This is a genomic window from Paenibacillus sp. MSJ-34 (genome assembly GCF_018918005.1).
Taxonomy (GTDB): Bacteria; Bacillota; Bacilli; order Paenibacillales; family Paenibacillaceae; genus MSJ-34.
In genome coordinates, this window is the sequence record NZ_JAHLPR010000038.1 from 1 (window position 1) to 11,878 (window position 11,878).

Here is an 11,878-nt window from a genome sequence, read left to right on the forward strand (position 1 = left end):
GTCTTTTCGATTGTATTCAAGTATCTCACTTAGACTAAAAATGTGGTTTTCTCCTCCATATAATGGATGATCAAAGAGACTACAACCATTACATAATTTAAATAAGGCTAAATAGTCAATGGGAAGCGGACCTATTTTTTCGATAAGTTCATTCCATTCTTCGTCTACCGCAGGCAATTTAAACGAACAACCATATTTATCCAATTGACCGTTTTCTAGTTGAATCTCAATGAATCCTCCATTGTTTGTTAATCTTTGTTTTAATGCTGAAACACTTTTGAAGATCAATGAATTGTCTTCCATATAAAATCCCTTCCAAACTATTTTTTAAGTAAATTATAGCGCAGAAGGAAACAAAAATCCTACTGCGCTATATGAATCATATTAATAACCGGAAAACCAAGGAGTAACTATGGTTTGATGGAAGCTTTTAGGCAGTGAAATGAGGTTACTAAAGTCATTTGTTCCTCCTAAATTCCTGGGTCTTATATGATGAATCTCAGTTACAGTAGTAATCGTTATTTCCGCGCTACAGTTTGAGGCGGGAGAAATGAGAATATTTTCGAATTATTATACCCAAGAAATTTTTTATTTAAATCTTCTACCTTTCTTATTGCACTAATCAATATTCCCATTTTATTCCGTATCGATAATCGAAAGTTGGTGGTTGACATAACTTGATTTCCAATAAAAATCTTAAGCAGTGAAACTTCGGGTGATCTTCGTATTAACGGCACCAGTTTTTAAATCCTATCTTGCATATACGATATATTCTTATGTCTGTATTAATTCCGAACGGATAGCCAATTTGACTTGAGGTATTTACAATCAATTCATTTTCCCCAACTGATATTGGAAAATCCTGCGAGAAATATCAGAACTATCGCGATCATTACAAATTATTTTTTTTCATGCCAAGACCTCACGTAAATAGAAATAGCAGTCAATGGATCTCCTTGACGGCTGTTTCTACAACTGAAAATCTCTTAAACGGAAGGGTTTTAAACTAATTCAAAACAGTACACACCCAGTAGAGCGAAGAGCCTAATTTAATGAATCTAATCGATCAACTCATTAACCGTTAATTCTGCTTTACCGTCTGCTGTAGAGATAAATGAAAATAACTGTCCGTTACTATACCCGATAAATTTGTTGTATAAATCCTCTGTTGTTATTGCTATTTCATTTATCACCTTTCCGTTTTTATCTAACAAGGTTTGCGTGTTACGTTCCGTATCTATGATCGAAAGTTGATTATTCACATAATCGGTTCTCCAATTAAAATCAGAGGCTGTAAAACTTCGGGTGATCTTCATATTAGCGGCGCCGGTTTTTAAATCGTATTTTGTATATACACCATATTCCACTTTTGGATTGATTCCAAATGGAAGGCCCACTTTACTTGAGGTAAAAATGACTATTTCATTCCCTTCAAGAGTAAAGTTGGAATTTATGTTCCATTCAACTGGTATCGTCATCATTTTCTTGTTCGACAAGTCAACAATTCTATAAAAATCCTGAGATTGAGGGGAATTGTCGCCATTAAGTTTTATAACAAAATAAGGCCATTGTAATTTCGTTTGTTTAATAGTTACAACTTCGTATTTTATCTCTTTAGGCAAGATGTCTTGAACTGTAGAACTTGGTTTTTTCCACGGATACTGATATAAAGAAATGTTGTTATTCCCCACAACAACTATTTTCTCTTTCTCTATAGTTGTAGGTGGAGACCAACTAAACTTCTGATTATCTTCAATTTTTATATAAGAAAATAGTTGTTGTGACAGTATATTTCCATCTGCAGATAGAGTTATCTTCTTAAGGTTGTTCTTTTCTGAAGTTAATACTACAATTTTTAATGGATTTTCTAAAATAACACATTCAAACAGAGCTGTAAATTTCTTATTCCAAATCGGCTGCTGTGTGCTGATATCTAAAACTTGAAGCTGGTTGTTGATTTTGTCTACAATTAGCGTGCTAGTGTTGGTCAACGCGTACACATCGGTGCTTTTATCAAGGAAACTTTCAGGATAAACAGCTTCTTTAGCGTTGGCAACTGATGTAATAGATAAAACAATTAGCATAATGAATACAAACCTTATTTTTTTCATGATAATACGACCTCCTATTAATTAAAGGGCAGGATGACAATCATCCAGCCCTAATTTAAGAATTATTAATAGATTTTGATGGATTCGGTATTTCCGGACTTTATATAATCTAAGGTACCTCCATGATTCCATGTTTCTGTCTTTAAACCGTTTACTTCGCTAGGGTATTTTGTTTGAGTACCATTGTTATATAAAAACCTCATATTGTTCCATACTGCATATGTTTCAAAAGGAACTCGAAATTTTTTATCTTTATCAGTAACATTATTCATAGCGATTGTTGTAAGTCTCTTAATGGATAATTTTTGGGGTGAGGTAGTAGTAAAATTAACCTGATAAATTAGCGATGTTCCAAGTAAATACCTTACACTCAAATAAGATTCATCATACTTGTAATATACTTTAAAGGAATTGATAACAGCACCACCATCATATCGACGTTTAGAATCGTAGTAATAATTTTTTTTACCATTCTGGCCGTTATCATCGCCATTTTCTATTTTATGTGATGGTTTAGCATTTATGAAAGGATACCACCCTGCAGCCATATTAAGTCCATTCTGTCTCGTAGTTGTCATGCCGACCTCAGCAATGCTTGGATCAATTCCTGTATATAAATATGCCGCTTCAGTAGGTGAAGTATCCAATGCTTTAGCAACGTCGTACTTTGGCAATGTTATGGAATCAGCAACTACACCTGTATACGAATTTGTTAACGAAGTGCTTGCTGGAGTCTGGATCCGATGGAATGCGCCACTCTCTGCACCATGTGGAGGTGTACTTGGATTTGGGATTACGGCTTGAGTACCAATAAACCCTTCATTAGGAATACGAGTATCATCATTGAACTCTATGGTTTCTAAAACAAAACGATCCGAAACATCACCAACCTCGGAGCTTTCCGCAGAGAGAAGTAACCCATCCTCTCCAAAATTGAGTTCAACAATTTCCGCTTTTTCCAATTGTTTAATTCGATCATATAGGTTAACTTGAGATTCTGTAGAAACATTCAGATTATTATTAGCATACTCGATTTCGTCCTGAATAATATTATTTCTGTACTTTTGAAATTTGTCAATATTAGGGCTGGATGCATGAATAGGTGTTAACGTTGCTGCTGAAAGAACAGTTATTAAAGCAGCTAAAACTACCGGCATCTTTAGTTTAAATCTCAAATTTTTCACCCTCTATTTATTTTATGGGAAATCGGCCGAATCTCCACCTCCATCATACCCCATTTTCCCATCCCCGTGTCCACAAACCTCTATGTGGAACTCCACATATTTTCTGATGTGGAACCACGCAAAAAATTGCGGTAAACCGCAACCAATCTTGCGGCACCGCAATTCACGTGTGCACCATCCGCCTCCCCTCAACTCACCGTTCGCGGGCGTTCGAGCCGGTCGACGCCGGGCCAGTGGATCGTTGCCCATTCGGGGCGATGCTTCTCGATCTTTGCGACGACGACCGTCATATCGTCGCGGATTTCGCCCTGTGAGGAGCGCACGACGGTCTCCAGGAGACAATCCGCGATCTCCTGCGGATCGTCGGACGCCATCTCTTGGATGATGCGCTTCATGTACAAGTCCTTGTTGACCGCGTATCCCGGCGCGTCGAAGATGCCGTCCGTCATCATAATGAGCGTATCGCCCGGCTGCAATTGAACGCTCACCAAGTCGACCTCGATCTCCTGCAGGATGCCGATCGGCAAGTTGCTTGCCGTAATCGGAATGACCTCCCGTCCCCGCTTAATATAGCTCGGCGTCGAGCCGATTTTCATAAACGTCGTCTTCGCCGTATGCATATCGATCAACGCCATGTCGACGGTGGCGAACACCTCGTCGGCCGATCGCAGCATGAGCACCGAATTGACCGATTTGATCGCCAGACGCTCGTCCATGCCGGATTGCAGCAGCTGCTCCAATATGGTCAAGGCCGTGCTGCTCTCGAGCTGCGCCCGTTCGCCGTTGCCCATGCCGTCGCTGATCGCCACGGCGAACTTGCCGTTGCCGAGCTCCACCGTGCTGAAGCTGTCGCCCGACAGCAGGTCGCCTCCTTTGGCGGCAAAGGCGACGCCGGTCTCGATCTCGTACGTCTTGGCCGACCGGAACGTCACCGCGGCGGTCCCCTCCCGTCCGCCGGGCGCGTATTGCTCGCCGGATACGACGATATGCTCCCCGATAATATCGGATAGAAGCGGCGCGATAATTTTGCGGCATTCGTCGAACCCTTTCGTGTATGTATGCATCACCTCGATTTCTACATGCCCGGGATCCAAACTGACTACATCGATGCTTTGAATCGACAGGCCAAGCTGATCCAGCGTTCGCCGAATGCGCTCCTCCTGCTGCGTTAGCTCCTGACCCTCCCTCTGAATTTCTTTGGCCAAATCCTCCATCACTTGCGATACGCCGGATAATTGCTCCGCGACGAGATGACGGCTGTCCTGAATCTGTTTTTTCCACTGTTGGTCATGCTTGTACAGCTCATATTGCTGTTTCATTACACCAAGGACTTGTTCGGGCTTCGCGCAAAGCTTGTTCCATTCTTTCGGAAAATGCTTCTTGCCGAAGTCGGGCCGCTCTTCGATCTGCGTCATCATATCGGTCATAAATTGATAAGTTTGATAAAACCTCCCGTCCCAACATAAATTGCGGCGGTAACATGTCGCGCAAGAACGCTCCGCAACCGCATTCATAAAGTGATCGAATTCCTCCTCCCGTTTGACGATTTCCCCGCTGCTGGCGATTTGCCGGAAGCTGCGCGCCAATTGGCGGAACACTTCGGAGAATTGGTTGACCCGCTCCGCCGTGACGTCGCGGATGCGCCGGGCGTAGTCATGCTGCGTCTTGGCATGCTCCTGCGTGCCGGGCACATACCTGGCAATCGATTGAACCAGCGCCTTGGGCGTAAGCAGGAACAACGCGATGGCGACGACCGATTCCAATGTGGAGACGACAACCTCCGATTGCGATCCTAAATATATCGATAAGATAGAAGAGCCGAGCAGCATCCCGAAGCCGACCGCCCATTTGCGTCCTTCCCGCAGCATGCCTGCCAGCATCCCGGAAAAAGCCAGCAAGCTCATTTGGAAGATGGCGCGCATATCCGCCAAGCTTAAGATCAGTCCCGTGACAACGCCGACCGAAGCTCCGAGCGGCGCGCCTCCCGCCAGGGCAAACAATAGAATCAAATACCGGGATACGATATGAGTGATCGACAGCGACTGAATTGTCCAGCCGGCCATGCCCGTCATGACGGAGGCGAGCAGAATGATCAGACATACGATCTCCTCGTTTTTGAGCGTATAATTTTTTTTGAGGAAGAGAAAGACCGGAACCGCTTGCGTAAAAATGAGGGTAAGCACAAAGCCGAATACGGCGTCCACGCCGGACATCATCAACCCGTACCAGGAGAAGTCCTGTCCGATCAACGCCCGGAACATATTGACGCTAAAGGAAGAGATCATCACGATAAGCGGGGCGTGGGAAATTTCCGACCGTTCGAACGCTTGAAGCCCTCGCTGTACCAATACGAATACTAGCAATTGCCCCACGATCACCCATGTCATCGCATGCGGCGTAAAGATGCTGCCCGTTATAAGCGCGGTTGCCACCCATCCTGCATATTCGCGCCTCATGAAATAAATGACCGCAAAATAGGCTGCGGCAAACGGCGTGAGCTCGTCCAAAATCATCGCCCGTCCCAGCAGAAAGCCCATGCCGGCAATGAGCAAGCCCGCTTTCCTTGTCGCATACGCCTGCTCCGCTCTCCTGATCCAATTTGGAAACTTCATCGAAAGCACCACCTTATCTCGTGTATCTCGTTTTTATCGGGTGCTCCCCATTATAGAGGCAATCTATTATGAAGTGTGTCAGAATGCGTTGGTTGCGAGAAAAAAAATTTCCGACAAAAACAAACCTCCCTGCCGAACGCGCAAACCGTTGCCTCGCAACCGTTGCAACAGTAGGGCGCATATTCCCCTCGAGAACGATGTCTGATTTTTGAGGTAGATTCGCGCTTTCTTGCGCTCGGATGAGGGTGTTTTCAACCGGACTTTCAAGGAATGGCGTAAGAACATGTCGGTAAATTTTTTTCGTCACGCCGCGCCCCACCCTTTTTGTCAAAAACGCAATCGCCAAGAATGGAACAAAATTCTCTCTTCCGCGTCGAACGTCACCGATTCGATGGAACAGCCACCAATGCCCGCTTTTCCGCCTTACGCAGAAATAAATTGTTGCAAACAAGCGCGAATACGACCATGGCTGTGCCGTATAATTCATACATGCTAATGTGATAGCCCTGAAAGGCCATGATCAATAATGTCGTAATCGGGACGAAATTAATGAATAAAATGCCGTTCACCGGCGACAAAATTTGAATGCCTGCATTCCAACTCAGCAGCGCCGCCAATCCCGGCAGGAGGATCATGAACGCCATCTCGTACCGGACGGTGAAGACGGTATGCCAATCGGGCGCCGGTACAAGCCCCATTGCGGTGGCTAGCCCTACGACGATGCAAGATACGAGCGTGCCCAATATGCATGTCAAGGTAGAATAGCGCAAAATCGACCACCCGGCGAATTTCTCGCCGCCTCCCGTATAAATGACCCATCCCAGCACCGCGATCAATAGAAGGAACAACGGGAAGATCTGTTGCCCAAGCTGCATAAAAAAGCTCCACTCGCCGTTCGTTACGACCAATATAGCCCCCGCTAATGAAATCATCGTGCTGGCGATGGTGTATGTAGGCGGCTTGCGCGATTGCGTCGCCCATACGAACATGACGGATATCATCGGCATGAGCGCCTCCGTCAGCGATGCGATGATCGTGCCCGACGCCCCCAATTGCTTCTGGCCCCAGAACATGCATATATTGTATACGGTGAAGGCCATAATCCCATAGAATAGCAAATGCTTTCCTTTTCCCTCGAGGCGAAAAGACGCTTTGCCCTCCTTCGCAAACAATAGAATCGCTAATAGTACGGATACGGAAGCATATCGGATACAAGTAAAATAAAAGGGATCAATCCGTTTCAAAGCGCTCTCGGCCACGGGAAACATCGCCCCCCAAGACATACTGGCGAGCAGGCACAGCGCCGCCCCGATCCAAACCCGATTTTTCATCGATACATACCTCTTTCTGTTAATCTTCGTTGACGAACACATATCGTATTGTAAAACAGCGAAATAATAGTGTAAAATGAATGAAAATTGAGTTTACTATCATTTATAGTGATACCTGAAGAAGGGGGTCCCATGGAACTGAACGATTTGCGCATTTTTCAGCGTGTTGCCCTGCACGGCAGTATCAGCAAGGCCGCCGCGGAGCTTAACTATGTCCAATCCAATGTCACGGCAAGAATCAAGCAAATTGAGAAGGAATTGCAAACGCCGTTATTTTATCGGCATCAACGGGGCATGATCCTGACCGCCGAAGGGAGGAAGTTCCGGGAATATGCCGACAAAGTGCTTCTTCATTTCGACGATATGATGAAGGCGTTCCAGGACTCGGCTTCCGCACCGGGTTCCCTGGAAATCGGCATGGTCGAAACGATCATCTCGCTCCCGGCAATACTGTCTTCTTTCTATCGGAAATACCCGCAGGTGGATTTGTCTTTAAAAGCCGGGGTTACCGAACAACTGGTGCAGGACGTGCTTCAATTCAAGGTGGACGGAGCCTTCGTTACGGGGCCGATCAACCATCCTCTAATTGAACAGTATGAGGTGTTTCAGGAAGAGTTGGTATTGGTCTCCGCCGAGCAAACGTTCGGGCTCGAAGCGTTGCTGGAGAAACCGCTGCTTGTGTTTAACCACGGCTGCGGCTATCGGCAGCGATTGGAGAATTGGCTTCGGGACGAAGGGATCGTTCATCGAAAAATGATGGAGTTCGGTACGTTCGAGACGATTATCGGAAGCGTGGCGGCCGGACTCGGGGTTACGGTGGTCCCCAGATCGGCCGTCGCCGGCGCGCAAGCGAAAGGGATGGTTCGTTGTTATGAAATCCCTGAGGAACATCGGGTGATCAAGACGGTGTTCATCCGCCGCAAAGACGCTTACATGACGAATACGCTGAACAATTTTATTCGCGGGATGCTGCCCGTGCCGCTGCGTCCGGAAGAGCATGCATGAGCGTACAATGGCTCGCGTTTGTCCTTTCCTGCCATTTCCTTATATTTGCAGGGCATTCTTCATGCGAGGTTCGTTCTCTTCTCTTAACCTCGCAGTATCTCCTCATTCCGCCTTTTGCCGAAATCCCGCTCACTCAGGACAGAGATCCCCGTCGTTCGAACCTAGCGTCTGCCAAATCAACGAGTGATTGCTATAGATCTCCGTTCATACATGAACTCCTCCTTCGATATGAAGATAATCCGGACGACTTCCGATGTCCCCCATATCGATATCTGCAGGCTCCCGTCAAGAAAAACTTCCTCTCAGAAAACGAAAACCGGCTTATCGATTGAAGGTGCGACGCTTCTGAACGAGAGGGATATCGACAAAGGAGGCAGAGAGCAATCATACGAGGAGTCATATATGGGGGAAGATAGCTTCGAAAACCCGCAATTGGAGTCTGCTTCACCATTCGCCACCGTTGATGGTACTGGCTTTATTGCGCATATAGAAGGGGATGCCTCCCTCCATTTCGAAGGCGATCGCGCGGACCTGCGCTCCTTGTTTGGCGCTAACGAAACTGGCAATTCTTATTAGGCTCAAAATGAAGACGTCCCCATTCTAGCGAAAGTACGCATCGTTATTAATTGGAAATCGGCGGTTTTACCGTCTTTTCCCCCTCATTAGCGTGTTTGAGTTTCGTTAGACATTGCAACATGGTGATTTACAGGTTATTAGCGTGTATAAGTTTCGTTAGCCCGCTCGGGCGAATCGTCAGCCGCCAGCGGTATGATGAATTATCCAGTTATTTCCTGACGAATGGTCGAAAAATCGGCAAAGTAGGCACGAATAAGTGGATTTTTTCAGTTACTACGCTCAAAAAATTGATTTTTCCACCGAATTAATGGATTTTTGCAGTTGCTGCCGTTGCGAGCGGAAATTAAAAAAACCGCAATCAGCATAAGCTGTTGCGGTTTGCCTATATCGGATCTATCACATACGTTTGGCGCCGCGTCCTCCGCGTTTGCCTTCCGTGTTTTTCTTCAATGATGAAATGCGTTCTTCGCTGTCCTTGAGAAAGCGGGACATTTTATCCTCAAATGAAGTTTTGTTGGTTTGCGGTCTAAACGAACGCCCTCCTCGCTCACGTTGAAATCCTCCCGGACGGTCCCCGTCTCCGTAACTTGGACGGTCCGATCGTGGCGCTCTCGGCGGCCGGCTGCTTTCCACCGGTTTGTCGATCGCCTGCTTGATGGAGAGACCGATTTTGCCGTCTTTGTCAACATTGATAACTTTGACCGTTACGACATCATCAATCTTCAGATGATCATTGACGTCTTTCACATAGTTGTCGGCGATTTCCGAGATGTGAACGAGACCCGTGACACCTCCTGACAGATCTACAAACGCTCCGAAATGTGTAATACCTGTCACCTTGCCCTCTAACTTGGTGCCCACTTCAATTGACATAGAATAAAATGATCCTCCCTTAAAAATATGCAAAGCCTTCGTAGCAAAAAGCTTTAGCTACGCTGATTATAACCGAATCGAGAGGCTTTGGTCAACTGACAGATGTCCCAAGAAACGCCCTATTCTCCCAATTTAGGGCTCATTGACTTTAATAGGGGTTTCGCCTGGCAAATAAAGGCCCTGTTTCTTGCGGGCGACTTGCCCGATATATTCCGGATCGTTCAGCCGAACGATCTCTTGTTTCAATTCGTCCCGGGCTTGCGTCGTCTCGTTAAGCGACTTCGCCACACCGACCAGCTGCTCCCGGTTGGAATTCAGCTGCACGCTCTGCGTGAAAAAAGTGTAGACGCACCAACCGAAGAAAACGACCATGAACATCATCCAAAGCCGTAGACGCCTGCGCGCTCCCACATATTTAGCTGACGGTTTCCCTGCTGAAGATGATGCCATAATCTACCCTCCTATAAGTTTTGCGAAGCAAAACTAACTTCGTAAGCATTCGCTTGGTTTGTGAGGTCTACTTCATTGCAAAAGCTTCGTATAAACTATCTTCGTAAGCATCCGCTTATACTCTATCAGTCAAACAGCCGTTTCCATAGCTTTGCGATCCAATCCCCGATGCGTCTAAGCCATTCCGGCATCCGCAATCTCCGTACGAGAGGCTTGGCCATCCATGCGAGCAGCTTCCAAAACGGAAGCAAGATATGCAGCAGCATTTTGCCGATAAAGATGGAAATCGCAAGCAAAAAACCGGCGAGAATTCGCAATAATCGATATAGTAAAATAATGGGCCGTACCACAGTTACATCAAAGAAACGCACAAGGAACCAAATGAACTGCTTGACCGCCTTAATTAAGATTACCACAATTTTTACCGTTATTGAACTAATGAACAAAAAATAGAACCAAACTCCTAGAAAAAGGCCGAGGAAAACATAAAACCGCACTTCTCCCTGATTATTGACATATAACACGCGGAATACGAATCCTGTCGCGAGCAGCCAATACACGATATCGAGAACCGGCTTCGTCCATTTGGGGAAATAGAGCTGGCCCGAAACGACGCGGTAGCTGTCGAACACGATGCCCATGCATACCCCGCTAGCCAGCATCGCGAGCACGGTCATCAATTGAATATGCAAGCTCACTTAAACAACTTCCCTAACAGGCCTTTTGATTTGCCTTGCGAGTTTGGATCCAAGTAGGTTAGGGAGTTGACCAATCCTTCGATCGCGACAAGACCTTGCTCCAGGCTTAAATTTTTAATGTGCAAATTTTGCCCGCGAATGGCGATAAATCCGCATTCCGTATCCAAGAGAAACTCCTCGTTATCGAAACTTTCCACATTGCTCACCCCGGAAATTTCGAGAAGCTTGCGATTGAGCATTTTTACCTCTTGCCGCTTCGTTTTTCCTTGATCGACCATGGCATGTACCCCTCCTTCTAAGACTAGCTTATGGAGGAGGCATTCGCTTTAGAACTGAAAAAAGAGACAACGTCTCATGACATTGTCTCTTGTGACTATACTTTTGAAGTTACCACTGGAAGTCGTTGTTTTTCGCAATCGGTTCTTCCTTGATCAAGGTATATAAGTGCGCCGCTTCCTCTTTCCGGGTCGTTTCCGCCGTACGTTCCACTCGGACGGTGACGAGCTTCTGACCGAATTGAATCGTAATTTCGTCGCCGACTTTCACGGAGCTGCTCGGTTTCGCGTCTTTGCCGTTAATCCATACCCGGCCTTGATCCGACACGTCCTTGGCAACGGTGCGCCGCTTAATCAGCCTCGATACTTTCAGGAATTTATCGACACGCATTATTATTTTACAGCTTCTTTAAGTTTGTTGCCCGCTTTAAACGCAGGGACGTTCGATTCCGGAATTTGGATCGTTTTGCCCGTTTGCGGGTTGCGGCCCGTGCGGCCGGAGCGTTTGCGGGTTTCGAACGTGCCGAAACCGATCAATTGCACTTTGTCGCCGCTAGCAAGCGCATCCGTTACTTCGCCCAAAAAGCTGTTCAAAACGGACTCAACGTCCTTTTTTGTCAAACCGCTTTTTGTTGCAATGTTGTTTACCAAATCAGTTTTGTTCATTATTATAAGCCTCCCAAAATAAAGATTAATCGATTATGTATTCTTGGTTTGTTAGGAAATTCCTTCTTTTAGAAACTTCTTTTTTCGAAATTTGAGC

Annotated in this window: 13 protein-coding genes and 1 pseudogene; 2 read left to right on the forward strand and 12 right to left on the reverse strand. The window is 46.0% G+C overall.

What is annotated here, in order from left to right; translation table 11 throughout:
- From KQI79_RS19020 to KQI79_RS19045, 6 genes and pseudogenes are all read right to left on the reverse strand, one after another.
- Positions 1 to 303, reverse strand: a pseudogene (locus KQI79_RS19020) (hypothetical protein); the annotation flags it as partial.
- Between the two features lie 81 nt (positions 304 to 384).
- Positions 385 to 558 carry an HNH endonuclease gene (locus tag KQI79_RS28330; RefSeq protein ID WP_216539952.1) on the reverse strand — a complete coding sequence of 58 codons (174 nt, stop codon included), beginning with the start codon at positions 556 to 558 and terminating at the stop codon, positions 385 to 387.
- Positions 559 to 1,058: 500 nt separating this feature from the next.
- Positions 1,059 to 2,111: a hypothetical protein gene (locus KQI79_RS19030; protein WP_216539884.1), complete on the reverse strand. Its 1,053-nt coding sequence runs from the start codon at positions 2,109 to 2,111 to the stop codon at positions 1,059 to 1,061.
- Between the two features lie 65 nt (positions 2,112 to 2,176).
- On the reverse strand, positions 2,177 to 3,286 hold the full coding sequence (locus KQI79_RS19035; protein ID WP_216539885.1) for a hypothetical protein: 1,110 nt from the start codon (positions 3,284 to 3,286) through the stop codon (positions 2,177 to 2,179).
- A 197-nt stretch (positions 3,287 to 3,483) separates the two neighbouring features.
- Positions 3,484 to 5,907, reverse strand: a complete 2,424-nt coding sequence (gene spoIIE, locus KQI79_RS19040) for a stage II sporulation protein E (protein ID WP_216539886.1) — start codon at positions 5,905 to 5,907, stop codon at positions 3,484 to 3,486.
- 380 nt (positions 5,908 to 6,287) lie between these two features.
- On the reverse strand, positions 6,288 to 7,238 hold the full coding sequence (locus KQI79_RS19045; protein ID WP_216539887.1) for a DMT family transporter: 951 nt from the start codon (positions 7,236 to 7,238) through the stop codon (positions 6,288 to 6,290).
- A 132-nt stretch (positions 7,239 to 7,370) separates the two neighbouring features.
- Here KQI79_RS19045 and KQI79_RS19050 point away from each other — a divergent pair, with 132 nt between their 5' ends.
- Both KQI79_RS19050 and KQI79_RS19055 read left to right on the forward strand, forming a co-directional pair.
- Positions 7,371 to 8,243, forward strand: a complete 873-nt coding sequence (locus tag KQI79_RS19050; protein ID WP_216539888.1) for a LysR family transcriptional regulator — start codon at positions 7,371 to 7,373, stop codon at positions 8,241 to 8,243.
- Positions 8,244 to 8,645: 402 nt separating this feature from the next.
- Positions 8,646 to 8,819: a hypothetical protein gene (locus KQI79_RS19055; RefSeq protein ID WP_216539889.1), complete on the forward strand. Its 174-nt coding sequence runs from the start codon at positions 8,646 to 8,648 to the stop codon at positions 8,817 to 8,819.
- A gap of 396 nt (positions 8,820 to 9,215) precedes the next feature.
- Here KQI79_RS19055 and KQI79_RS19060 read toward each other — a convergent pair whose 3' ends face one another.
- The 6 genes from KQI79_RS19060 to KQI79_RS19085 all read right to left on the reverse strand — a co-directional run bounded on the left by KQI79_RS19060 (position 9,216) and on the right by KQI79_RS19085 (position 11,781).
- Complete coding sequence (locus tag KQI79_RS19060) at positions 9,216 to 9,692, reverse strand: S1 domain-containing RNA-binding protein (RefSeq protein ID WP_216539890.1); 477 nt, start codon at positions 9,690 to 9,692, stop codon at positions 9,216 to 9,218.
- A gap of 132 nt (positions 9,693 to 9,824) precedes the next feature.
- Complete coding sequence (locus KQI79_RS19065) at positions 9,825 to 10,142, reverse strand: FtsB family cell division protein (protein ID WP_216539891.1); 318 nt, start codon at positions 10,140 to 10,142, stop codon at positions 9,825 to 9,827.
- Positions 10,143 to 10,267: 125 nt separating this feature from the next.
- On the reverse strand, positions 10,268 to 10,840 hold the full coding sequence (gene yabQ, locus KQI79_RS19070) for a spore cortex biosynthesis protein YabQ (RefSeq protein ID WP_216539892.1): 573 nt from the start codon (positions 10,838 to 10,840) through the stop codon (positions 10,268 to 10,270).
- Positions 10,837 to 11,118, reverse strand: a complete 282-nt coding sequence (gene yabP / locus KQI79_RS19075; protein WP_216539893.1) for a sporulation protein YabP — start codon at positions 11,116 to 11,118, stop codon at positions 10,837 to 10,839. Before yabP ends, yabQ begins: the two co-directional genes overlap by 4 nt.
- 109 nt (positions 11,119 to 11,227) lie before the next feature.
- Positions 11,228 to 11,506, reverse strand: coding sequence for an RNA-binding S4 domain-containing protein (locus tag KQI79_RS19080; RefSeq protein WP_216539894.1), 279 nt, complete (start codon positions 11,504 to 11,506; stop codon positions 11,228 to 11,230).
- Between the two features lie 2 nt (positions 11,507 to 11,508).
- Complete coding sequence (locus KQI79_RS19085; protein WP_216539895.1) at positions 11,509 to 11,781, reverse strand: HU family DNA-binding protein; 273 nt, start codon at positions 11,779 to 11,781, stop codon at positions 11,509 to 11,511.
- Between the last annotated feature and the right edge of the window lie 97 nt (positions 11,782 to 11,878).